The following is a 25,029-nucleotide window of genomic DNA, read 5'->3' on the forward strand; positions in this document are numbered from 1 at the left end:
TACTTTACAAATTTCGAAATAATAAGTTCAATAAATTTATTAGCTAAACTTTAGAAGTCATGAGCATTTTAAACCCAAGCAAAGGCGTAGACTATTATGTGTTTCTTGCAAAAGAAAATTACTGCGTAAAATACAAAGCTCCTAGCGATTTAGGATTTAGCCATTCGGATAAAATTTTTCATTATCAGGATGACGTTTTGATGCAGACTAACCATATAGAAATCAGCAAAATTGATATTTCTCTATGGAATAAAAGCGGAAGGCTCGAATGGAAGGTCTATGACAAAGATAATGATGATGAAGACAATAAAATTGCGGGCAAATATATTGACATTAATCCTGGTACTGGGAATGTAGGATCAAGCAATATTGAACCGACACTTCAAGAAAATTCGATAGTCAATAAAGATAATAACTATGCTATTTCTTATGGATTTTATGATGCCTCTTCGGGCGACTTCTCCGCTCTAACAAATTATGATCAGTCTTATGTATATGTAACCCCATGCATGTCGAATTGGATGGGTGATTTAGTTGCTTTTAATGCAAAATACGGCCTTTGCAAATTCAGTAATTTTGCCCTAGCCGGCTCACATGATGCTGGTATGTATAATAATTCAGAGGCAATGAAATTAATGAAAAACAAAGAATATACTACCTTCTTATCGAAGTCATCCGAGGATTTTTTAACTAATCATGGAGTAAAATTGGATGACGATGCTAAGCAAAACATTAAAGATTATATTAAACTATTCCAAAAATTAGTTGCTACGGGCGGTGAAAACATCATAGTCAATCTGGCCATGACCCAAAAAGATGATATTAGTATGCAGCTTGATTTAGGTACTCGGTTCTTTGATATCAGACCAGGCTTTTGCAGCTATGCTGATTCATTTGTTCTACCTACAAAAGTATCCCAAGCAACTGGAATTAATAATCTATATCACCAGCATGCTTTAGTACCGGGCATGAGTTTCGATCAGATTCTGAATGAAGCGTTGAATTGGTTGGATAAAAACAAAAAAGAGATTATTGTGATGAATCTCAATTTTCAGGGTTTTATACTTGAAACCATGAAACCAACACCCCAATTTCTGGATGATTATATAAATAATGTTATCTCTGAGCTCAAGATTACAATAAGTATAGGCTCTAAAGCTGATTTGAATACTTCCTACAATGACCTTATAAAAAACCATAAAAGATTAATTTTCTTAAATCAAATTGGCGAATCTACTGATGCCCAAAAGTACGATTCTTACAATAATACTTACAAAACAACTAACGCTGATGTAATTATTGATGCGCTGAACAGCATGAACAAAAACGGGCAGAAAGAATCTGATTATACAGTTTTACAATTACAGGGCACAGCCAACGGAATCATATCCGATATTGTAGATAGTAGTGCAACCTTCAGCAAATTAACTTCTCCTTTAATGTCTACAAAAGCAAATTTTGATACAAAGACCTATCCGTGGATTCATGAAAACGTTCATAAAAACTTTGAAAAAGACCAGCTAATTGTGTTTTTGAATGATTTTTCTGAAAATGCTCTGGCTCAACAATCTTGCTGGATTACCCAAAAACGAATGGATAATTAATCTGAGATAAATACTAATGGAAATATTGTAAAGTTTAATCTAGACTGCCTAATATGTTAATCAATTCTTTACGAATGAATTGATTGAATGAGCTTTCTATTAAGCTATTAAAACAACTCTTCCCTCGGTTGACATTTTTATTTTAAAAGACTCAAAAACAACCTATATAACTGACATGAAAGACTATGATATAATCCACGTTGGTGGTCGGAAACAATTACCGCATCAACAAATTGTAATGCTCAAATCAGAAAGCAATTATACAAATATAATTCTTCTGAACGGTTCTTCGCTAATTGTTGCAACAACACTGGGTGAAATAGCTAAAAGACTTACTCATTTATCTTTTTTCAGACCCAATCGCTCGACTCTTATCAACCTAGCATACCTCAAGGTTGTTGACAATAATTATTCCCAAATCATGATGCAGAATGATGAAGTAATCACGCTAGCAAGAAGAAGAAGCAAAAAGTTTAAAAATTACTTTAGGGTTCCTGAAAATCAATCTTATAATCCATCCGATACTAATATCTGTCATGTTGGTAATCAGTAAGATAATTAATTATCAACCAATTCAGCAGATTAAGCATCCTAAAAAGTAAAATTCAATTATCAATATTATTATTTCTCAATGAAACAATTCTACCAGACCTTTATACTTATATGCATTAGCATAAAGGTATTCTCGCAGGCGCCTTCCGGAATTCCATATCAGGCAATTGCCAGAAATGCAAGTGGTAATGCCCTTGTAAACCAGGCAATCTCGGTTAGATTTACTGTCTTTACCGGAACAGCCAATGGCACAATTGCTTATGTAGAGCGCCATACTACTACTACCAATGCACTTGGATTATTTACACTCACATTGGGTGCAGGAACACCACAGACTAACACCTTTGCCACTATTAACTGGCGTGTTGGCAGTAAATTTTTACAGATAGAACTTGATCCAGATGGGGGGATTAATTATACAAACCTTGGCACAACCCAAATGATGAGTGTGCCTTATGCTTTGTATGCAGAAACCAGTGGCACACCGGGGACACCCGGACCGACTGGAGCTACGGGTCCGCAAGGACTGACAGGAGCCACTGGAGCTACGGGACCACAAGGATTAATTGGCGCAACTGGGCCACAGGGAATAGCAGGAACTACTGGTGCACAAGGGCCAACAGGGGCTACTGGCCCACAGGGAATAGCAGGAAATACTGGTGCACAAGGGTCAACAGGTGCAACCGGACCACAAGGGCCAACTGGGGCTACTGGCCCACAGGGAATAGCAGGAAATACTGGCGCAAAAGGTGATACTGGCGCAACTGGCCCACAGGGACTAGCAGGGGTTACAGGTGCAAAAGGTGATACTGGCGCTACTGGGCCACAAGGGCTGGCAGGGACAACTGGACCACAGGGACTAGCAGGGATTACAGGTGCAAAAGGTGATACTGGAGCTACTGGTGCTCAAGGGTCAACAGGAGCAACTGGACCACAGGGAATAGCAGGAACTACTGGTGCAAAAGGTGATACTGGAGCTACTGGACCACAGGGAATAGCAGGAACTACTGGTGCAAAAGGTGATACTGGAGCTACTGGGCCACAAGGGCTGGCAGGGACAACTGGACCACAGGGACTAGCAGGGGTTACAGGTGCAAAAGGTGATACTGGAGCTACTGGTGCTCAAGGGTCAACAGGAGCAACTGGACCACAGGGAATAGCAGGAACTACTGGTGCAAAAGGTGATACTGGAGCTACTGGGCCACAAGGGCTGGCAGGGACAACTGGACCACAGGGACTAGCAGGGGTTACAGGTGCAAAAGGTGATACTGGAGCTACTGGTGCTCAAGGGTCAACAGGAGCAACTGGACCACAGGGAATAGCAGGAACTACTGGTGCAAAAGGTGATACTGGAGCTACTGGGCCACAAGGGCTGGCAGGGGCAACTGGACCACAGGGACTAGCAGGAACTACTGGCGCAAAAGGTGATACTGGCGCTACTGGGCCACAAGGACCAACAGGGGCTACTGGCGCACAAGGACTAGCAGGAGTTACAGGCGCAAAAGGTGACACTGGGGCTACTGGTACACAAGGGTCAACTGGTGCTACTGGACCACAGGGACTAGCAGGAACTACTGGTGCAAAAGGTGATACTGGGGCTACTGGTGCTCAAGGATTAACCGGAGCTACTGGACCACAGGGACTAGCAGGAACTACTGGTGCAAAAGGTGATACTGGGGCTACTGGTGCTCAAGGATTAACCGGAGCTACTGGACCACAGGGACTAGCAGGAACTACTGGTGCAAAAGGTGATACTGGGGCTACTGGTGCTCAAGGATTAACCGGAGCTACTGGACCACAGGGACTAGCAGGAACTACTGGTGCAAAAGGTGATACTGGAAGCACAGGAGCTACAGGTGCTACTGGAGCTACAGGAGAAGTCACCAGTATTTCAAGAAATAATACACTTACCGGCGATGGCACGTCTGGCTCTCCATTAGGAATTAATCTTGACCAGAACAATAGCTGGACAGGCGGTATTTCAGTACAGAATGAGCCACTCATAATAACAAACGATAATAATAGTGCTAATGAAATCAGGCTCAAAGAAGCCTCTTCTAGTGGTGCCAATCATGTGGCATTAAAAGCACCTGCCACTTTGGCTAATGATAATACCTACACCCTACCCGCTACCGTTGGCAATGCAGGCGATGTATTAAGCATCTCTGCCTCTCCGAGTCCGGGTTCTACTAGTGCTACATTAGAATGGAAGCCCAAACAGGAGAAAACAATCTTTGTTAGAAAAATCATTTCAGAAATCGTAACCTCGAGTACTACCTTTCAGGACGATGACGTCTTATTCTTTAATTTAGAGGCTAATAAAGTTTATCATATATATGGATTACTCCGAGTAGGGAAAAATGACCTAGCAATTGCAAATAATGATGGGTTTAAATATAAATTTACTTACACAGGCACTCTTACCGACTTTAAAATTAATAATATAACTGCAACTACAACAGATTCTAATATTAACACCGCTTCAGTTTCGTATACAAGTATAGGTAGTCCAGTTAACTTAGCTACCTCATCTATCCCAATAGATGTTTATTTGGAAACCACTACTACTGGTACATTTACCTTACAATGGGCACAGGCAAGTACTACTAATGGAAACCCAACAGTATTACGTCAAGCTTATCTCTGCGCTACCCCTCTAAACTAGTAATGAAAAAGAAAACTCTATTAATTGTCAATTTATTTCTTAGCTCATTGAGCTTCGCCCAAAATGCAGGCCCGCAGGTAATATCATCTGCGGGTAGCTATTCAGCGACAAGTAATGTACAGGTTTCATGGACATTAGGCGAAACTTTCATTGCTCCGCTTAGTACACCTGTATTGGCGCTATCGCAAGGTTTCCAGCAGAATATGAATATCTGTGTGAGTCTGGTTGATTACCGGTATGTAAAAGCAGGTAACCCTTTCAAGGGACTGTTTCCGCTCACCAATAATATGGTAATAGACCAGATACCTGAGCAGGTGAGTATTCTGGTAACAGATATCTGCGATAACTTAACTATCGAAAGTTTCGAAATGAATATCCAGGGGCCAGAGTTAAACTGGAATATAGTGCAGAATGTAACACCAAACGCTTTATTTGATAATTTCGAAAATAATGTGAATGGCCGCAACTTTCTACCAGGTAATTATACCCTTACCGTAACGGGTTACTCAGAAGACAACAAAGGAGGGCAACAGACCTATGGCCCTGTTGTAACCACTTTCCGAGTGGTGGGCAATCTGGCTACCATTTCTATGCCTACACTTTCAAGTGCCAGTTTATGTGCTGGTAGTACGGTTAGTGTTAGTTTTTCAACTACTGGCACATTTAACCCTGATAATCAGTTTATGGTACAATTATCTCAACCAAGTGGCAGTTTTGAATTCCCGACAGTGATAGGCACCAGTACCACAGCCGGAACAGTAGTATGCACCATACCAGCCAATGCGCCGGAGAGTAACAAGTATCTAATCAGGGTGGTATCATCTAACCAGACCTATGCCGGAAATCCCGCCATGTCGATGATAGACCTCACCCCTAGTGTAAAGTATCTGAATAGCTCTGCTGATGATATTACGTCAGGAACCAAAACTCAGAAAGTGAGTAACACCATTATTGCTCAAAACAAATTACAAAACTCGCAGGTAAAATATCAGGCAGGAAATGCTATCATACTAAACTCAGGCTTTGAAGTAAAACCTGGTGCAGTATTTATGGCAGAAATAAAAGGATGTGATAATTGATTTACCCAGTTTAAGGACTTTGGTATATTGATATTTTTTATCCTTGCTTCTAGTTTTAATACACTAGATGTAAATGGCTATGTTTGAAATCTAATTCTTTGGCGTTTATTTTTAATTCGCCTAAACCTAGAAATCAAAGTAACCGCGTTTTGTTAAATCGTTCCTATGGAGATTGGTTTCGCACTCTTTATAGAGAGTGAGCAGCGAGCATTTTTATATCAAGTATCAGTTATGTTGTATCAAAATGCGAAAAGCCTTGATAATCAAGGCTTTTATTATTGAGTAGCGGGGAGCAGGATCGAACTGCCGACCTTAGGGTTATGAATCCTACCTTAAATGGTTCCTATTGGTGCATAATGAATTATAATTCACTTATTATAAGATATTTATAAAAAATTAGAGTCAATAAAATTCACAAAAAAACATCATTTGTTGTACCTATGTTGTACCTATTTTTATTATCTTTGTAATGAAGCATCCAATAAGATAATAATTTCCTATGGCATCATCCGTAAAAATTGTTCTCCGCAAGAAGAAAATCAGCGATGGCACTTACCCCCTAGCAATTCGCATTACATTAGATCGAAAAACCACATTCTTTCATCTGGGCAATAACTTAAAAGAAGCAGATTGGGATGTTGCCAATCAAAAAGTAAGAAAATCTCATCCTAATTCTGTTCGTCTAAATAATTTGATTCTTCAAAAGAAAGCTGAAGCAAGTGATAGTTTAATCTCCTTACAAGGAAATAAGGAAAGAGTAACCTTAGGGGCTGTGCGGAAAGAGGTTTCGCCATCCAAACAGGAAACCTCTTTCTTTGCACAAGCGGCTATTTTTATCGATAACATGCAAAAGGCTGGAAAGTACAATCGTATCAAAACTGACCAGACACGAATTAATCATTTTAAAGAGTTTCTAGGTAACCAAGATATTGCATTTGCCGACATAAACGTCTTGCTTTTAAAACGCTTCCAGGCCTACCTGAAATCCACAAGAAACATATCAGAAAGGACAATTGTCAATCACCTCCTGATTATTCGTACTATTTATAACCAGGCCATCAAAAGCGGCCTCATTGATAACAAGAACTATCCATTCGGGAAAGGCAAGATCGCTATTAAATTCCCAGACTCTGTAAAGATGGGTCTAATACCAGAGGAAGTTAAAACTATTGAGGCATTGGAACTGCCAACCAATAGTTATCTTAACCATGCTCGGAATATTTGGCTTTTTTCATTCTACTTCGCAGGGGTTCGTATTTCAGATGTTCTAAGGATGAAATGGTCTGACCTTCAAAATGACCGATTGTTTTATGCTATGGGTAAAAACCTCAAAGCAGGGTCTCTCAAAGTACCTGATAAGGCTTTGAAGATTATTGACCAGTATCGCCAAGAAGAACGAAAAAATGACCTGATATTCCCTGAACTGAAAGTCTTAGACAGTTTAGATGATACTTATAATGTCCAACGTAAAATATCTTATGCCGTTAAAAGGCTGAATAAGGCTCTTGGTGAAATTGCTAAGATGGCAGAGCTTTCTAAACCTCTCACTCTCCATATTTCACGTCATACTTTTGGCAATATATCAGGAGAAAAAATACCTGTCCAAATGCTCCAAAAGCTTTACCGTCATTCCAATATTACAACAACTATCGGCTATCAGGCAAACTTTATAAATAAAACGGCAGACGATGCCTTAGAGGCTGTCATTGGAGAGTAAACGTCTAGCTGTAAACAGAAATATTTATTCAAGATATTAACAAAGCCAAATAGCCAGATTTATATAAAGTATGGACAAATGAGAAAGAGTAAAATCTATATCCCTAATCATCTCGTCTAAAAAATAACCGAAAAATAAGTTTTCATTTTCTTCTTACCTAGTTTTTTCGTATCTTTAGACATTAATTACTGTGTCTAAAACCTCCACTCTTTTAATGAAAAAACTACTATGCTCCTTGCTGTGCTTTGTCCATTTTTCTCTATTAGCACAAGAGACTATTTCTATTAAAGTTCCTAATCATGGTTATCCAAAGCTGCCAACTCTTACGCCAGAGCAAGAGAAAAAGCTGATTTCGCAATCGCAGGCTAATCCTCCTAAAGCCCTCACATCTTCTATTTATGGAGGTTTGTCATCAGGAACAATGCCCGTTGCTCCTCCTGAGGTCTCTAGTATTAACCGATTTAAGGATGTCCCCGTCAACCTTTTTACAGGATCGGCCATCATTCCTGTACCTTTATATACCTTAGAAGAAGCAGGCATTAGCGTACCTATCTCTCTTAATTATAATGCCTCTGGTATGAAAACCCACGAAGTGGCTGGATGGACTGGCATTGGCTGGAATCTAGTTTCCGGTGGGATGATTACCCGTGAAGTTAAAGGACTTCCTGATGAGGGAAAACTAGATTTGAAACCCAATTCGTGGACTAGTAGTAATCATAGAAAAGGTTACTATTCGCATGGTTTCAATTATTACACTAGCTCTGTTGATGATGATACAGAGCCAGATATTTTTTATATGAATATTAATGGGCAATCCTATAAATTCATGTATAAATATTCAGGTGTACCTCGTTTTATCTTCTTACCTGACAATGATATAAAAATAATACCAACTTTCCAGTTTTTACCCGAAAGTAATGTTGTAGGCCAATTTACAAAATTCGAAGTCTTAATGCCTGATGGCACAAAATATATATTTGGAAATGGTTATACAGAAACGAGCACCGAAGTAGAGGTAAAAACCGCTCAACAATTAGATATTTATCCCACTCATGCACATTTTGAGCACTACTGGAAAAATGAAGCTATAACTTCAGCCTGGTACTTGACACGCATTGAAACACCATATGGTGCAAGTATTGATTTTGAATACCATCGGGTTACTTATTCTTTCTTTAAAGTCGCTGAAAATGAATCCCTCGCTAGTTGTCCTGCGCCTGAGGATGTAACTAAATCACTTACAAGAGTTTATGTATGGGGCTCTACCTTAAGTTCCATTAAGTCTGAACATAAGAAAGTTGAATTTAATAAGAGATATAACAATTGTGAAATAACTAATTTTGGAGTAACCTGTTCTGGTTCACGTAGACTTGACCTTGATGGTTGGACAACCAGTGCAAACCCGATAAATGCAACTCTTGCAAAAAAAATGTCTGAAATGACAGTTATGGATAATGTCCCAAATCCGACTGACACTCTTATTTATACTTTTGATCACGGCTATTTTACTCAAAGCGACGGATTACCTGCTGGCTATACAAATGCCGATGTGGGGTACACCCATACCAGGCGGCTTCGTTTAGACAAAATCACTTTTCCTGACGCTTCTACTTATCGCTTTAGATATAGGAGTGATGAGCCAGACTCCTATAGTAAAAGTAGACTTGACTATGGCATTGATCACTGGGGATATTCCAATGGTTATTCAACTAATAATGTATTAACTGGACTTATTGGCCCTGATGCATTTTTTAAACAGTGTTCTGTAAATACAAGTGTAAGAGAGACAAACCCTGACTTTAATTTTGCAGGAAACCTAGATAGCATTATTGTCTCAACAGGTACGCGAATCAAGTTAGACTACGAACTACATAGAGCGAGAAACTATAAAGACGGTAACATATACAAACCTATTGGAGGTTGCCGCATCAAGGAAGTTCGTACTAAAGATGTAATTTCTAATATAGAGATCATTAAAAAATACTCCTATCTGATGCCTGATAGTAGCCGTACTTCAGGCTTTTTGTGTCTCCAGCCCATCTATCGCTTTAGGAATGAATATGGATTAAGTGGTTCCAACTCAGGCTTATATAGCAGATTATTAGCAGAGAGTAGTAGAGTCCCTGTCGGATATAGTCATGTTACTGAACAAATTCTTGACAATAATGGCAATCAACTAGGCAGAACCGAATATACTTTTGACCAAGATACTACTGAATTAACTATTCAAAGACATAGCATTCACTGCACAGGTGATTTCCCTAATCAGGTTTGTGATACTACGACTTATTATGAACCGGAAAAGGCACATACTAACATGCCGGATAACATGTTCCAGCCTAGTTATGGCGGTGGAAATCTCTTACAAAAGACAGTATTTAATCAGAAAAACGATACGTTATCAATTCAATCTTATAAATATAATGACTTATTCAGTATTGAGAATACTCTTGATAACACTCGTGCAGCCAGAGTATTTAAAACTAATGGATATAATCTAGGTTATGATTCTTATTCAAAACATTTTTCAGAAACTTTTTATCTACTCTTTCGCAGATATAATTTAGACAGTGAAACTACTACCATTTTTTCTCAGAATGGCACTAACCCTGTTAGTAATACAACTAACTACTATTATAAGTATGCTAGTGGTGCTTATAAAACAAAGTATCCTAACGAGTATTCTTTTCCCTATAAAACAAATACCAGAGATGGGCAAGGTCATCTCATCGAAAATTTGAATAAATATGTAGCTGACTTTAATTTCGGTCTAGATACCACATTAATAGAACGCACTTGCTATGACGAGGAATTTGGCTTCTCATACGCTTGTGATACAACCGTATATACTATTCATGTGCCTCGTATAGGTTCACAAATGCGGGCTATTTATGAACTACAACAAAAGAACATATTAACACCTATTGTTGAAAGCAGTAATACCAATAATGGGTATTTATTAGACGCCTATTATCTCCGCTATGATAAAATTAATACTGCCTCAACTGGTTTTAAATATTACCTAAGGGAAAGTTTTACTTTAGATGGAGTGGGAACAATCCTACAAGGTGTCCAATATGACCGTTTAAATAACGATACTACTTATATAGATTCTGACTATCGCTCGATGATAGAGTATCAGGATTATAATACTAAAGGTTTGCTCAAAAAATCCAAGCCATTTGGAGGTGTTGTATCAGGAACAGATTATGAAAGTAGTTTCGATATAATGCCTATAAGATCTATTCAGAATATTGGTGGAATTGTCATTGATACTACTACTTATGAGTACGATAAAAAAATATTCGGTTTATCGAAAAAGATTAGCCCAAATGGTTTATCCTTAAATTATTCCTTTTATACTCAATCAGAGAATAATAAAACAGGCCAGTTAAAGCAAATTACAGATAGAGATGGGAATATTCTTACTCATTACGAATATCCCTATAAAGGACAAACCCTATTAGGAACAGCAGGTAGTTTTTCAACAGATACTACTAAAAATAGAATAATTGCAAGAGTTCCAAGAATAGCCACTAATAATCCTTATCAGGATTTTGAAAAAGTCACAACTAGTGTAAATTACAGCGATGGAAGCGGGAGAGAATTACAAAGTAGAAGTTATAAACAATCTCCTAATACAAAAGATTTAGTTTATAGCACTCCTCAATATGATACATTCGGGCGAAACCATAAAACTATTCTTCCAATAGCTAGTGACATTGGTAACGGACAATACCAAAATAATATTCAAAATCAGGCGCAAACATTTTACGGTGATACTGCCCCCTATTCAGAGATTACTCAATTTGAACAATCACCTTTAAGCCGTCCGTTTAAAAGTATAGGTGCTGGGGCCGCTTTCAGACCTACTAAAGAAAACCAACAACAGTTTGAGACAGGAAACTTTGGTTTAATGAAGTATGAAGTATTTGAAGATGGTGCATTTTTGGTTGAAACGTATACAGGCAACCAAATATTTAAGACGACCAGAATTGACGAACAGCAGAGGCGAGTGATTAGCTTTACTGACAAGTCAGGAAAAACTTTAGAAGAGCATGTACAATTTACTGGTGATGGTTCACAAACAGGGGATTATTTAAAAACCACATATATATATGATTATCTTGGGCGCTTAGCAGTTATTCTCCCACCTAAACTCTATGGATTATTAGTAAATACTACACACTTGGCTATCAGTCCCTATTTAGCCGGATTTTACCAATTCAAATATGATTCGCAAAGCCGTGTTGTAGAAAAGCATATACCAGATGCGGGTTGGGAGTACATGGTCTATAATCGATTGGGGCAATTGGTTATGAGTCAGAACGCCCGATTACGAACAGAGAATAAATGGCAATATAAAAAATACGATGCTTTTGGAAGAGTATATGCAGTGGGAGTTGTTACTAATACCAATACTCGAGCAACCATACAAAACAGTTTCGATGCTTATACAGAAAGCAAGCAATACGAAGAAAGGATTGCATTATTTGCTTACACCAATCGCAGTTTCCCGGCAGGTATAGCAGTAGCAGATTCAAATGCTATGATTATCAATTATTATGATGATTATACTTGGAAAGCGAATGACACTCTTAATTTCACCCAATATAAAACCCCTCAATATACCAATGCCAAAGGTTTATTAACTGGAACATCTGTAAGACGCTTTGATACTAAGGAATGGTTGAGAACAGCTTTTTATTACGATGATAAAAATCGCTTAATACAAAGCCAATCAGAAAATCGCTTTGGTACAGTCAATCAAACCGATCAGGTATATGATTTCATCGGTCAACTTCTAGAAGAAAGAACCATCTACAGAAAACCTGCCAGTGATACCATTGTTAGCAGAACAGCTTATAGCTACGACCATGCTGGACGAAAAACTCAAGCGATCCATTTTCTTAATGGCCGACAAGTAGCAGGGCAAAGTCCACAATTACTTGCCACCTATGAGTATGATGAACTTGGTAGGCTTAAAGCAAAGAATCTCAATGAAACCAAAACAGATAGTATCATTCGGCAAAATGAAAATCTGACAAAAGGCAAGACGGATGTGGCTCGGAAATATATTCTTATTCTACCGAACACAAATATCAATCTTGATAGTACTTATCTGGCCTTTATTGGAAGTGGATTACAACAAGTTACTTATCAATATAATATCAGAGGAAATCTAAACTGTATCAATTGTACATCTACTGGTTTATTAGATGCAAATAAAGTATTTGCTTTAAAGCTAGATTACTTTGAAGACAATCGTTATTACAATGGGAATTTGAGTCGTCAATCCTGGAAAACATCTAAGGACACTACTACCAGAAGATTTTTGTATGATTATGATGCAGCAAATCGTTTCATCAATGCTGATTTTGTAGGAAAAGGCAATGAAAAATACAGTACCAATACTTCCTATGATGCCAATGGGAATATTCTGACATTGAACCGAAAGGGCTTATTAAGTACCAACTCTTGGGGAGATATTGATAGCTTAACTTATACCTACCCTAATTATCAGAACCGCCTTACAGGTATTCTTGATAAAGCCAATGCTACCGTTGGGTTTGTAGATAATGGTACTAGTAATGATTATACTTACTATGCTGATGGTAGCCTAAAAACTGATGCAAATAAGGGCATAACCAACATTGTCTATAATTATCTAGGGCTGCCGGAGCGAATTGAATTTGGTCCTATCCAGCGAATAGAAAATGTATATGCTGCTGATGGGCAGAAATTATTCCAAAAGATTATCAACGGAAGTAATGTTATCCGAACAGATTATATAGGCGACCTAGTTTACAAAAATGACACTCTAATAAGCATCCTACATGATGAGGGAAAAATACGTTTCGATAGTTTAGGTCTAGCTCATTACCAATATTTTATCACTGACCATTTAGGAAACACCCGTGTTATATTTGAGAGATTAAATGATTCTGTTTACCTTGCTCAAGAAAATCACTATGGAGCTTGGGGGGAAGTCTTACAAGGAATTGGGAATAAAGGTGATTGGAATTTCTTGTTTCAAGGCAAAGAATATGTAGATGCCTTTGGTTATAATTCGTATGACTTCCATGCTAGACAGTACGATCCATTCGCTGGTCGGTTTAATTCAACAGACCCAAAAAATCAATTCTCAAGCGGCTATGTTGGTATGGGCAATATGCCAACAATTGGTGTTGATCCTGATGGAGAGTGGCTACATATTGCTATCGGTGCTGTAGTCGGCGGTACAATAAATTTAGTAACTCATTGGAATAAAGCGCAAGGTTTTAAACAGAAACTATTAGCCTTTGGTATTGGAGCAGCAGCGGGAGCTGTAACAGCGGCGACTGGAGGTGCAGCTGTTGGAGCTTTTGGCTTAGGGGCAACTACCTTTGCAGGTGGAGCAGTGACTGGAGCAATAGGGGCAGCTGCTGGTGGACCTATTCAGGGTATAGGGAACATGCTTGCATTTGGAGATTCTTATACAGTAAAGGACTTTGGGCTTGGAGTACTTGGAGGAGCAGTCATAGGAGGAGCAACAGGAAGTTTTCTGGGAAGACATCCAAAACTAGCCGCTAAAATTGGGAATTGGTATGATAAAACAGAAAAAGGAATTGAAAGAATGTTTGGAATTAAACCAAAAACTTCATTCCAACTCGACCCTCTAATTCAAGGGGAAACTGAGCTACCCGATGGCGAAATTACTCAGTCTTTTGGAGGGAGAACAGCAGGGCAAACATTAGGAAACAATTCTAATAATCTAGATGGTTCTTTTTCTATTACAGACTGGAGTAGTTATCCAACAATTGGAAATGTACCAAAACCAACTGGTCCTTTCAGAATTTTAGAAAATCCAGAATATGCAACAGCTAGAAACCTTGCGAATCGAACTAATGAATTATTGAAAAAACAAGGTATTTTTCCACGTGGTGTTGACATCCATGAAATCCATCCTGTAAAATTCGGAGGAAGCCCGACAGATATTGCTAATAAAATAGCACTTCCAAGACCGACACATACACACTATACTAATTGGTGGAATAGATTGCAAAAAGACATAACAAAGATAAGATAAGAAAATGAACATTGAAAAATTAATGATTTTAACATCTAACTTTTCCAAAGGTAACACTCCACAGGAAGAACAATTGACGTTTTTTAAAGACGGGATTGCAAAATTTAAAGTTCCAGCAGACTTAATACCCTTTATTTCGCAATTTGATAGTGCTGAGGGTTCAGTTGGCGAGCACTATTTAGCTATTTGGAATTTAGAAGATATTGTTGAAGTAAACAAACAATACGAAAATGATCCAGTCTTTAGTAAATATTATATTTTTGGGTCAAGCGGAGGTACTTTCCATTATGCTTTTAATAAAGAAACAGGAAAAATATACGAACTTGATTTGTATGATGATGAATATAACAAATATGTGGGAGATTCTATAACGGAATTTATTGAAAACTACGCAGAACTTCATGAAAGATGAATGATTTATAAGAAAATGGACATCAACTGCCCCAGCAGAATAATTTCAGAATATTACTATCTGTATATACATGGCTAGTAACCGGCTTATCCTGATTGTAGCATTATCTTTGTAGTTATAGCAGCAGAAGCCGCAGTAATAGGAGGAGGATTAAATCTCTGGAGTAACTGAAGCAAAGTTAAGGACTGGAAGTCAGGCTTGGCATACTTCACAAGTGGTGCAGTTGGTGGTACAGTAAGCGTATTTAATCCGGCTCTAGGAGGAACTATAACAGCAGGAGGAAATTTTGTAACAGATGTGGCTACAGGAAACCTGCCTGACTTTAAAAATAGTCAAAACCCTATTTGGGATGGATTCAAATATGCAGGAGGTTTAGCACTTGATGGATTTGGCGCAGCAGGAGCAGGAAGTTTAGCAAAATTTGGTGCTACTAAATTAGCATCCTTTTTCTCATCTAATGCTGTTTCAACTGTCAATGGAACAATGGGCTTTGCCAAAGTAGGTTCAGAGGCTGGAAGTTTTGCTCTTGAATCGACGGCTGAAGTAGTAGTGAAACCTGCTATTAAAGGAACTGGGCATTCAATGATGGCCCAGGCAGGGAAACAAAGTTTGAACTATATTGATGATGCGGGTAAATTAGGAAATCAGATTTATGAAGTTGGAGACGGTGTAAGACGAGCTAAATCGGCAGAGCTACTTGGACATAAAACTATTGATGCGACTAATAATGCTGGTGAAGTTTTCAAGGTTCCTATTGAAAATCTTCGATCACCTCTTAAAACAGAAATAGATATATCAACTCCAAGATTACTAGATAGATTTAAGGCAGCATATGAATATGTCATGAGTGGAAAAAATTATCCCATTTATGTTTCACCAGGTACAAGAGGCGTTAGAATTGCAGATATTATTTTTAAGAGATAAAATGAAAGAGATAAACTTACATAAAGCAATAGAAGCTATCCAAGCTCTCATAATTGAAGCTAAAGTTATGGCTACCCAAGAAAAAAGTCATTTGGAAATTTATAATTTTTTAGACGAACTGGAATATTTGCCTTTTCTTCTTATTGATAAAAAAGAAACATTTGCTGATTATCTAAAAGAAGTTTGTAAAAAATTCAATTGTGAAAAGATTTATAAAAAATTTGTAGAATAATAAGCAAATTCGCTTTTCTATTTCCAAATGAAATTGCAAACCCTTTATATATCCTATATAAACTTAAGTCCTGGGTTGAAGAATCCGTATGATTTATTGTCACATAAAGAATTGATAAAACCTTTAAGAGAGAATTTTTTCAAATGGCATGCATTTTTTGATAAATATGGTTCTGACTATAGTCTTGGTTTCTTCATTACAACAATGGTAGGAACAAACCAACTAGAAATTAAAAAGCCATCCATCTCAAAAAAGATGAAAATAGTTGAATACGCTATTTTTCTACCAGATGAAATCAAAGATTTGAACAATTATATTGATTTGGTTTTTGAGGGAATAAGTATTGTATTAGAAAAGTTCAGTATCAGTGAAAATGAAGTTACAAGCATGAAAATTCAGTGTAAAACCGAATTGAATCTATTATAAATAAAACTCCGTTTTCAATCAGAGTGTACTTCTCAAGCACTCTGATTGAAAACTATACTCAGCTTAAGAGTAGAAATAAATCAAAAAACAAAAATAAATGTCCGAATAAGATGGAAATAAAAACACTCTATATTGCAATATTTATTTTTAATTTCACTTAGTTCAACAGCACAGGATGTAATTGAATGGTCACCTGACTATAAGCTAAAACTATCAGATTTTCAGTCGAAATCAACACAAATTGGCAACGTAAATCATTATAGTATTTTACCTGCTTCTCATATGGACTTTTCATTCTATATGAGCTCCTACGAATTTATGCTTACTAAAAATTTTAATTCAAAGGTCTCAACGACATTTACACAAAGTGCGTCCGTTCTGATAGCTCCTGACAATGAATTAGCTCAGGATCTTTTAAAGTTTGCTCAATTAAATTTTGACTTAACTGAATTATATGCCCGAAAATATCGAAAAAAACTTTTTGAAAGCAAGGGTGTTTTGTCAAACGTTAATTTTTTCCAGGAAGCTTATAAAGGCATAGAGCAGGAGTACAATGAAAAAGTTGCGGAGTTGGGGAAGTTAACAAATGTAGGACAAGCAAATATTAGAATTGAAGAAGCTCAAATACAAGTTTTAAAAGAAATTGATGAACTATTTGAGTTTTGTAAATCATGTAAACCTAAACGAAAGAAGAAATAATTGATTTCCATTGTTTGGTTATTTTTTCATAAACTACCCATACGGAATACCCAATTTGTGTAACTTTGGATATACGTCAATAATTTCCTGTTCGGTAATTTCAAGTAAATCCAGATATGTATAAAATACTTCTTGAATACTCTGATCAGTCCATTTGTCCTGTTTATCATCGACGGTTGTTGGTATCTTCCATTGATTAAATAAAATCGCTAGCTCCTTATAACCGATAGGCTTCTCATAAAAATATCTAATCCGGGCAATTCTATCACCAATCAGAATGATATAATGATTATCCATCCACTGTTTCATGTACAAAGAACCTGGATAGTAACCCGACTGGTAGAGCGTATCCTGTATATTCATATATACCCCCTCGATTGGTGTCAGGGAGTTGGAAAGCCCGTTTTTAGATAGGCTGCCCAAATCTTTGCTCTTGCGAGCTGAACATACATTTGGGCCTCCCCGACAAATCGAGGAGTGAGGTTTCGGTCACAAACCGCTAAAAACAGGGTTTCCATACCCTAAAGCTCCTGAGAACTTCCTATGTATCTTACTATTATGCTGTCAAAAGACAATCCCACTCTGTGAATTTAACTAATTGATAGCTTTTTATAGTATCCTTATAATTGATCACTGATTTCAAGGCTCCCTGCATGCTTTTGCGAAAAATCAATCTATTACTTTCGGTAGTTTTGTTAAGTTCATGCCTGCCAGATGAGGGCGATGTCTCTGCCCGGTATAATGCTATCAATCAACGTGCGCACATTGAAAACGTCGCCGAGAGTTTAGCTACCTCCGCACAAAACCTCTCTGCTTATCTGTCAGCATCGCAAATGAAACGAAAAACTCCGTTACAGGAAGAGGGTAAAGTTTTATCAGATGACCCTACAGATTTTACAGTTCAGAATAATCCTACCCCTATTGCTCCTACTGGCGTTCAAGTAAATGCTTGTGGTCAGTTTGGAGCTATTGCTTATTTCACTCAAGTGCCAATGGGAGTAGCTGATCTTAAAAAACATGGGAATAGTATGGCGGCCTCATTGGTTCGCAGATTTGGCCATGAGCAAGTTGGTATCAAAATGTACAATGGCGTTCAATTACCCAAGAAAGCAATAGAATTAGGGTGTGGCGTTGGAGATGATATTATCGAGGGCTCACCAATTTTTGTAGCTGGCTTTTTGGCACCTAAAGATTCAGCAGGTAATGATCTTGGTGGCTTGCCAGACCCAAGCAAAACGCAACAACCTACTTTTAAAAGAGATGTTACTCTACCTTGCCCAACTGGAATGGATGGTGTAATTAAAAGAGAACAAATATGTCAGTTGAAATTTAGCGATAATTCAACTCAACAAGAAACAACTACTGTCATTATTGGTACAGCCACTAATAAAGTTCAAAGACTGCACAAATACTGGGAATGTACACCGGACAACAACGTGCCTTTGGAACCGCCGACACCTGTTGAAATTTCCGCATTCTGCCGCAATCCGGCCGATGATATCCAGAAACAGGCTGACAATGCAATTGAAATGACTGTTGATAGTTTGAAACAGGAACTGGATACAGGCACTCCGGGTTATTACACATTCTATTGCCGCACGAACAAAGATGGCTCTGATACATGTGATGCCACGCCGTACACAGCACCGCCTAAGACATTCCTACGCTGTGATACAACCAATCCGGTCGAGCAATATGTGGTCAACCCGACCCTGCCATTGAAACTGGATGCGACGGGCAAGATTATCAGCGCAACCCCAACGGCCGTTGCGCATTATACGCCACCCGGCAGCGCACCCGTTGGTAATAATGATTGTGGTAAGGGATGGAAAGGCGACCTGATTGCTGGTTACAAGGTTCGTCAGTGCGAATTGGTCAAGATCGTCGATGGTACTGAGACAATTCTGAGCAAGGCACAGACAATATACAAGATTGCTTATGTGGCTGCGAAATGTACGAATGCGAACAGTAAGGAAGCAAGCTATCAGTGCCCGCATCCTTATAAGGGGCAGGTGCAATTGCGGGAAGCATTTTCAATGAAACGCCCGATTGCCTTGCAACTGGGACCAGAGCCGGAGCCTGGCAAATGGACAAGCAGTACCATTGCCTGGAAAAATGGTTTCTTTGGCGGAAACGCAAACATTGAAACTCTTACACGTGCTTTAAGTCAAGGTTATCGGGTAGCCAACGAAGAACTGAATAGTCTGATTAATCCGGAATTCAGTTCTGAACTGGAATCAGTTATGAATATTGGTGAATACATCCGAGAGATAAACGGTTGCAAACTGGCCAATCAGACCTGTGTATTCCCACCTGATCCGATTCGTGTAGGTTTTGTCTTTGATCGGTCAGGCAGTATGACACTGCCAACCCCGGCAGAATCAAACATCAATAAAATGACCTGTCAGATTAAACTCGAAGATATATTTTCCGACAAAATAGCCGCTTGTGCAATTATTGACCGTCATAATCTTCAAATGAATCATCAGGAAACAGGTGGGGAGTATCAGGTTGAGGGGCAATTACAAGCCTATCTGGTTAGTAATGATGCCAAATACTATACCTTGTTACACAATGCTCTGGAAAACCGCACATCCTGTAACCAGACAATAAGTGACGAAATTGGCTATTGTCCTGACCCGAATGGTCCGGCAAAACAACCTACCTGTGCCCCTGGTACTTGCATAAAAATTTCAGAAAAAGCAGGCGGTACTCGCTTAAACGTGGCACTAGCGCAACTAGGTGTCGGAATCAGCCGTATTCCATCGGGTAGTGATTTCAAATATACTGAGTATATAGGTAACACCATCAATGTCGTGACGCGCCAGTTTTGTAGTGAAAAAGATGACCCAACATGTGAACATGCCCAGAATCTCAAAGCACTCAGCAATGCCCTGACAGGCTCACGCTCGGCAGATGGTGATACGCCATTGATGGAGGCAAGTGTTGAGGCTTTGAAACAGTTCACTCATAGTGGCAATTCAACTATGCCTCAAATTCTATTTTTCTTTACTGATGGCAAAGCCACTGATGGGCAATTAATCAATGCCAGCAGAAAAGACTATGCGTATCCATTCGCAGGATTCTGCGAGGAGGAAAGACGCAATGACCGGGAAATTTGTGATGCCGTGGGGATTTCAGGACGCTCATTGAGCGAAGATGAAGCCCTGACAGTATTCCGCCAAGCCTATACTGCAAATAATTGCAGTAGTTCAACACCCTCATCTATCTGTTATGGGATTACATTGTATTACAACGGCGTAAGCGATAAACTCCACGGTGCAGCCTGGAAAGACTGCGAGAATTTCGTTACACAGCCTTATCCGACAACGATTGACTATATCAAACAGAATTATCCGGATTTGAAAGTTTATATTGTGAATTTGGGTAGTCCGGATTTGGAATCGTGTGATCGTAAGCAGGGAGGAAACGTCCAGTATTTAGATGTGCAAGATGCTGATGCTTTTGATAGAGCGTTTACAGATGCTTTTAAAAAGTCAGGGGCTTTGGCTGATCCACTTGATGTTTGCCAAAAGATGAGAGCCTTGTACCCAAAAGCTATTAACTATTAAAAAAAGCCTCTGAATCCAGAGGCTTTCAAAGACTATTTTGATTTCTTTTCAGTAAGTTTATCAATTGATATTATAAGGGATTTTATTGATAATAATCTGATTGGGGACACCCTTACCTGTTACTTTCAAAAGCGTGCCTTCAATTTCTTTACCAGTCTGCATAAAAGTCTTTGCTTTTTCTATGCCTTTTGAAACATCTGTTTCATTTTCTACCGTGATTTTATTGGTATAAACTTTTTCGATTCCCAGATTTTTATAAGAAAAGCTGTCATTTTTCAACAAAGGGTTTTGGCTATCGCTCTTACCAAGTGCAAGATCAAAAGCGGTTTCAGAAGCTGTGGTAAGTTCTATACTACCATCTGACATCAGATTCGTCTTTTTAATCGCAGCGTCTGATGACATACCCGTGTATTTATATTTTACAGGAATTCCTTTACCAATATCAGATTTTTTGAGAGAAATCTGCATAACAATAGCATCGACACTGCCATAATTGCTGATAGTCATGAGGCTATCCTGAATGTCAACATACTGGATTGGAACTTTGACCAATTCTCCAACTTTAGTCACAGGGTTTGTGCCTGGGCCAGTGCCTGGCTCGACAGGGTTCGGATCGCCTTTGGTGTCGCATGAAGCAGCACCTAACATCATCATCGGCAAAAAGGCTGCACGGGCATAACGCATAAATTTGTTGGTCATCACGATCCTCCTGGTGTTGACGCCACTAGTATAGCATAGAAATGACATTGTTTTCAAAGAGTTTAATTCTAGTAAAAGTGTATATGTATAGCAATATAAGTCCCTTTCAGAAGTCAAATAAACTTTTTAAATACAAAACATATACAAAATAATATTGGAGATTCTAACATTAATGACTTTAGGTATGTAAGAGCATTACTAGGAGTAGCTGAAAATATCGAATTTCTCGACACTGACCAAAAGAAAAATAAAATAAACTATAAAAGTAAAGAAATTGAAAGATTTCAATCTCCCATTTTATTTAAAATAATCAACAATAGGGTTTTTATACTTCCCGATGATAGTAATCTAAAAGAAATTCTAAATAAAAAATTTGAGTTTTCTTATAGAGGAGCTACTTATCCTATTTCTACACCGTCAGAATTTAATCTCAATGACTTTCTAGAGTCGTTTGTAAATTACTATAATAGCTTATCAGGAATAAGTACTGATAAGAAAGATCCCAAGGCCGTAAAAAGTCTGAGCGATACATTATATTATATCGAAAAAATTCATAAAGTCAATTAATCATGAAATATATAGCTATCACCATAGGTCCAATTTACCAAACATTTCGAAATGCTCGACAGACACGAGAAGTTTGGGCTGCTAGTTTTTTGTTTTCATACCTTGCCAAAGGCATTATTGTTCGTACTTGTTTATCTGACTTTACAAAAGCAGATTATAGTAATCTTACTGAAGAAGAAAAAAAGAAAATTGTTAGTACGAAAGATGCGTTCATCTTACCTAATATTAGCGACTTACGATTATTCGAATCTAAATCAGGAATTGGGCTATTCCCGGATAGAATTATTTTCAAGAGTGAATTGATTAAGGACAGAGATTTCCAAAACATAGTTGATGCCGTCATTGAAGATATAGCCAATGAAATTGCTAGTGCTAATAAGAGTGATAATAAGGTATTATTTTCTTTTTTGAAAAAATACCTTAGAATTGATTGGGATGAATTTGAAGAAGAAGGAAACCCAATTCTAAAAATTTCTCCTTACTTGGATTCTCTTGAACTAACCCCTCAGTTTGTTAGTGAAATTGACAAAAATCCATTATCCGAATTTCTTCTCAGTATTAACATTAATGGTTTTCTATCCAGGAATTACGATGAAAAAGACACAAATGGACAAGTAAGATTTGAATCGCTAGTTGAGATTTCTACCAGAGAATTAAGACCAAATTCTTCTTACAAAAGAATACTTAACTCAACTATTTGGGATGAAGGAGAGAATGACAAAGGTGATAACAAGTTTATTGATAAACTTACAGAAAAGGAAGACTTTAAAAACTATCATAAATATATCTGCATAGTTAGTGCTGATGGGGATAAAATCGGAAAAACTCTTGAAAAAATTACTGGCGAAAAAGTATTTCAATTCTCAGAAAAACTTCTGAAATGGGGTTTATCAGTAAAAGATACTATAAGGAAATATGGTGGAGTACCTATTTATATCGGTGGCGATGATTTATTATTTTTTGCGCCTGTTTGTAATAATGGACAAAATATCTTCGATTTAATTGATAGCATCGATAAGGAATTTATTGGACAAAACTGGCATGAAATCAGTAGCGAGGTTTCTCCAAGCCTTTCTTTTGGACTTTCATTGACTTACTATAAATTTCCATTAGGCGAGGCAATTGAAGAAGCTGGTAAATTATTGTACATAGCTAAGGCATTAGATAAAACTCTCGAAAAAGCATCAGAAATGCTATCAAGAGACAAATATCAGCTTACAGAGGTAGAACAAATCTTAAAGTTACCTAAATACAAAGAGATTCGAGAGATTAGGACCATAATTGAGTTATTAGCTGATAATAAATATACCGAAAATGAGAAAAGGGTTAAAGCTAAAGAACTCATTGAGAGCTATAACAAAAAAAATACAGGAAATGCAATTGCCTTAAAACTCCTTAAACATAGTGGGACCGAGTTTGAATTAGTCTTGAAAAAATCTGATTTGCTATATCAATCTCACTTTAAAGATATTCTGGCAAAAATGGTAGATGATAAATCCTTTTTGAATTCAGTTGGGTATAAGCTTCGGGATAATCATGAATTAATTAAAATAATTGGCCACGAAAGTATACTTCTTAAAAATCTGTTCCATAATGTTTTTGACGAGAAAATTGAAAATAGACAAGCCAAAGACTTATATCTTGAAAAAGTCCGCTTATTGGTTAATTACTCTTATACCCAACAAAATAAAGATATTGATCAAGCCATGAAAGAAGTTTTTTCAATTATCAGAACAAGTAAGTTTATTAAAGGGCTAGAAGAAGTTAAAAATTAATTAATCTATGAAATACCTCGTTACATTAAAACCCAGGAGTAAGTTTTTCTTTGGTGGAGACAGAACTTTTACTGCACAGGAACGCCAGAATTACTACGCTCATTCTACACATTTTCCACAGCAAACAGCATTGTTAGGTATGCTGCGTTATGCGATTCTCAATGAGCGTGGATTTTTAGAAGAAGAAGAAGAGAAAGAAAAGCTTGTTGGGGCTACAGGATTTGATCTCGAAGCTGTTAGTCATGGAATCATCAAAACTATCTCACCGGTATTTCTTCTTGAGAAACAGGCTGTATGGTTAAGTGCCGGACTCGACAGACAAGGAGATATTGTTTTAAAGTTGTCTGAGAGCAAGACTCTGAGATTAGATGGATATGATGCAAAAAAAGGTTTATCTCAGTACTTTATCTCAAGCGATAATTCTTCTGAGTCTTTAAAAAAACTAGATGATTTTTTTAAAGACAACCCGCAAGTAGGAAATGCCAAAGATAGAAAAGGACAAACCCAACCCGATGCTTTTTTTAAGCACAATTATAAAAGCTTTAAACGACAAGAAAAAATAAATTATGAAAGCTTATTTGCTTTTGGCTTTGAGCTCGAAACAACAGAAGAAATAGAATTCAGCAAAATCAAAACCGTATTTCTGGGAGCCGAATCTTCTTTTACTATTGAATTAACTCCTTCAAATGGTATTTTTGAAACTATTGAATCAACTAATCAATTATTGAAAGCCAAGGAAGCCAGTAATCATAAAATTGTACTCTTGAGCGACTGCTTTATACCAGACTTGGGGGTTCTGAAGTCTTATTCCTCCTTTATACTAACCGACAAGCCTGTCCCTTTCAAATTCAATATAAATAAACAATCAGACTACTACACATCCATTAATCGTAGTAATCAATATCATCTGTTAAGTAGAGGTACTGTAATTTATCCCAAAGATATAACTGAAGTTACTGAACTCATTGAGGCAAGCATAGCCTTTCGTACCATTGGTTATAATCACTATCAAATTCAAGCACGTTAATTTCTGATTC

The 25,029-nt window shown here is 37.7% G+C and carries 16 protein-coding genes; 14 read left to right on the plus strand and 2 right to left on the minus strand.

Features of this window, described 5'->3' with window-relative positions:
* The first annotated feature begins 59 nt into the window (after positions 1 to 59).
* The 11 genes from WAE64_RS17965 to WAE64_RS18015 all read left to right on the plus strand — a co-directional run bounded on the left by WAE64_RS17965 (position 60) and on the right by WAE64_RS18015 (position 17,379).
* Complete coding sequence (locus WAE64_RS17965; protein WP_340238955.1) at positions 60 to 1,604, plus strand: PI-PLC domain-containing protein; 1,545 nt, start codon at positions 60 to 62, stop codon at positions 1,602 to 1,604.
* A 175-nt stretch (positions 1,605 to 1,779) separates the two neighbouring features.
* Positions 1,780 to 2,157, plus strand: coding sequence for a LytR/AlgR family response regulator transcription factor (locus WAE64_RS17970; protein WP_340238956.1), 378 nt, complete (start codon positions 1,780 to 1,782; stop codon positions 2,155 to 2,157).
* 78 nt (positions 2,158 to 2,235) lie between these two features.
* Complete coding sequence (locus WAE64_RS17975) at positions 2,236 to 4,821, plus strand: hypothetical protein (RefSeq protein ID WP_340238957.1); 2,586 nt, start codon at positions 2,236 to 2,238, stop codon at positions 4,819 to 4,821.
* A 2-nt stretch (positions 4,822 to 4,823) separates the two neighbouring features.
* Positions 4,824 to 5,900 carry a 3-coathanger stack domain-containing protein gene (locus tag WAE64_RS17980; protein WP_340238958.1) on the plus strand — a complete coding sequence of 359 codons (1,077 nt, stop codon included), beginning with the start codon at positions 4,824 to 4,826 and terminating at the stop codon, positions 5,898 to 5,900.
* 499 nt (positions 5,901 to 6,399) lie between these two features.
* A complete protein-coding gene (locus tag WAE64_RS17985) occupies positions 6,400 to 7,617 on the plus strand; it encodes a phage integrase SAM-like domain-containing protein (protein ID WP_340238959.1) in 1,218 nt (405 codons plus the stop codon).
* 214 nt (positions 7,618 to 7,831) lie between these two features.
* Positions 7,832 to 14,686, plus strand: coding sequence for an RHS repeat domain-containing protein (locus tag WAE64_RS17990; protein ID WP_340238961.1), 6,855 nt, complete (start codon positions 7,832 to 7,834; stop codon positions 14,684 to 14,686).
* A 4-nt stretch (positions 14,687 to 14,690) separates the two neighbouring features.
* Positions 14,691 to 15,098 carry a hypothetical protein gene (locus WAE64_RS17995; RefSeq protein WP_340238962.1) on the plus strand — a complete coding sequence of 136 codons (408 nt, stop codon included), beginning with the start codon at positions 14,691 to 14,693 and terminating at the stop codon, positions 15,096 to 15,098.
* A gap of 198 nt (positions 15,099 to 15,296) precedes the next feature.
* Positions 15,297 to 16,022 carry a hypothetical protein gene (locus WAE64_RS18000; RefSeq protein ID WP_340238963.1) on the plus strand — a complete coding sequence of 242 codons (726 nt, stop codon included), beginning with the start codon at positions 15,297 to 15,299 and terminating at the stop codon, positions 16,020 to 16,022.
* A 1-nt stretch (position 16,023) separates the two neighbouring features.
* Positions 16,024 to 16,254 (plus strand): hypothetical protein, encoded by a 231-nt coding sequence (locus WAE64_RS18005; RefSeq protein WP_340238964.1) that lies wholly within the window; start codon positions 16,024 to 16,026, stop codon positions 16,252 to 16,254.
* 27 nt (positions 16,255 to 16,281) lie between these two features.
* On the plus strand, positions 16,282 to 16,680 hold the full coding sequence (locus WAE64_RS18010) for a hypothetical protein (protein ID WP_340238966.1): 399 nt from the start codon (positions 16,282 to 16,284) through the stop codon (positions 16,678 to 16,680).
* Positions 16,681 to 16,812: 132 nt separating this feature from the next.
* Positions 16,813 to 17,379: a hypothetical protein gene (locus WAE64_RS18015; protein ID WP_340238968.1), complete on the plus strand. Its 567-nt coding sequence runs from the start codon at positions 16,813 to 16,815 to the stop codon at positions 17,377 to 17,379.
* Positions 17,380 to 17,412: 33 nt separating this feature from the next.
* Here WAE64_RS18015 and WAE64_RS18020 read toward each other — a convergent pair whose 3' ends face one another.
* Positions 17,413 to 17,742 carry a hypothetical protein gene (locus tag WAE64_RS18020; protein ID WP_340238970.1) on the minus strand — a complete coding sequence of 110 codons (330 nt, stop codon included), beginning with the start codon at positions 17,740 to 17,742 and terminating at the stop codon, positions 17,413 to 17,415.
* A gap of 290 nt (positions 17,743 to 18,032) precedes the next feature.
* On the opposite strand from WAE64_RS18020, the gene WAE64_RS18025 reads away from it, so the two are divergent.
* Positions 18,033 to 20,951: a hypothetical protein gene (locus WAE64_RS18025; protein ID WP_340238971.1), complete on the plus strand. Its 2,919-nt coding sequence runs from the start codon at positions 18,033 to 18,035 to the stop codon at positions 20,949 to 20,951.
* A 60-nt stretch (positions 20,952 to 21,011) separates the two neighbouring features.
* On the opposite strand, the gene WAE64_RS18030 is transcribed toward WAE64_RS18025, so the two are convergent.
* Positions 21,012 to 21,650: a hypothetical protein gene (locus tag WAE64_RS18030; protein ID WP_340238973.1), complete on the minus strand. Its 639-nt coding sequence runs from the start codon at positions 21,648 to 21,650 to the stop codon at positions 21,012 to 21,014.
* 569 nt (positions 21,651 to 22,219) lie between these two features.
* Between WAE64_RS18030 and WAE64_RS18035 the strand changes: the two genes are divergently transcribed.
* Positions 22,220 to 23,992 (plus strand): Cas10/Cmr2 second palm domain-containing protein, encoded by a 1,773-nt coding sequence (locus WAE64_RS18035; protein WP_340238974.1) that lies wholly within the window; start codon positions 22,220 to 22,222, stop codon positions 23,990 to 23,992.
* A gap of 7 nt (positions 23,993 to 23,999) precedes the next feature.
* Entirely contained in the window at positions 24,000 to 25,019 is a 1,020-nt protein-coding gene (locus WAE64_RS18040) for a type III-B CRISPR module-associated Cmr3 family protein (RefSeq protein ID WP_340238975.1), read from the plus strand.
* Positions 25,020 to 25,029: the final 10 nt, after the last annotated feature.

Source organism: Emticicia soli (assembly GCF_037860775.1).
GTDB lineage: Bacteria > Bacteroidota > Bacteroidia > Cytophagales > Spirosomataceae > Emticicia > Emticicia soli.

Excerpts from the sequence above, each read along its gene's own strand:
- WAE64_RS18020 (WP_340238970.1), bottom strand. The coding sequence starts at position 17,742 with ATGAATATACAGGATACGCTCTACCAGTCGGGTTACTATCCAGGTTCT.
- WAE64_RS18025 (WP_340238971.1), top strand. The coding sequence starts at position 18,033 with ATGCTTTTGCGAAAAATCAATCTATTACTTTCGGTAGTTTTGTTAAGT.
- WAE64_RS18010 (WP_340238966.1), top strand. The coding sequence starts at position 16,282 with ATGAAATTGCAAACCCTTTATATATCCTATATAAACTTAAGTCCTGGG.
- WAE64_RS17980 (WP_340238958.1), top strand. The coding sequence starts at position 4,824 with ATGAAAAAGAAAACTCTATTAATTGTCAATTTATTTCTTAGCTCATTG.
- WAE64_RS17965 (WP_340238955.1), top strand. The coding sequence starts at position 60 with ATGAGCATTTTAAACCCAAGCAAAGGCGTAGACTATTATGTGTTTCTT.
- WAE64_RS18005 (WP_340238964.1), top strand. The coding sequence starts at position 16,024 with ATGAAAGAGATAAACTTACATAAAGCAATAGAAGCTATCCAAGCTCTC.
- WAE64_RS18040 (WP_340238975.1), top strand. The coding sequence starts at position 24,000 with ATGAAATACCTCGTTACATTAAAACCCAGGAGTAAGTTTTTCTTTGGT.
- WAE64_RS17975 (WP_340238957.1), top strand. The coding sequence starts at position 2,236 with ATGAAACAATTCTACCAGACCTTTATACTTATATGCATTAGCATAAAG.
- WAE64_RS18035 (WP_340238974.1), top strand. The coding sequence starts at position 22,220 with ATGAAATATATAGCTATCACCATAGGTCCAATTTACCAAACATTTCGA.
- WAE64_RS17990 (WP_340238961.1), top strand. The coding sequence starts at position 7,832 with ATGAAAAAACTACTATGCTCCTTGCTGTGCTTTGTCCATTTTTCTCTA.
- WAE64_RS17995 (WP_340238962.1), top strand. The coding sequence starts at position 14,691 with ATGAACATTGAAAAATTAATGATTTTAACATCTAACTTTTCCAAAGGT.
- WAE64_RS18030 (WP_340238973.1), bottom strand. The coding sequence starts at position 21,650 with ATGACCAACAAATTTATGCGTTATGCCCGTGCAGCCTTTTTGCCGATG.
- WAE64_RS17970 (WP_340238956.1), top strand. The coding sequence starts at position 1,780 with ATGAAAGACTATGATATAATCCACGTTGGTGGTCGGAAACAATTACCG.
- WAE64_RS17985 (WP_340238959.1), top strand. The coding sequence starts at position 6,400 with ATGGCATCATCCGTAAAAATTGTTCTCCGCAAGAAGAAAATCAGCGAT.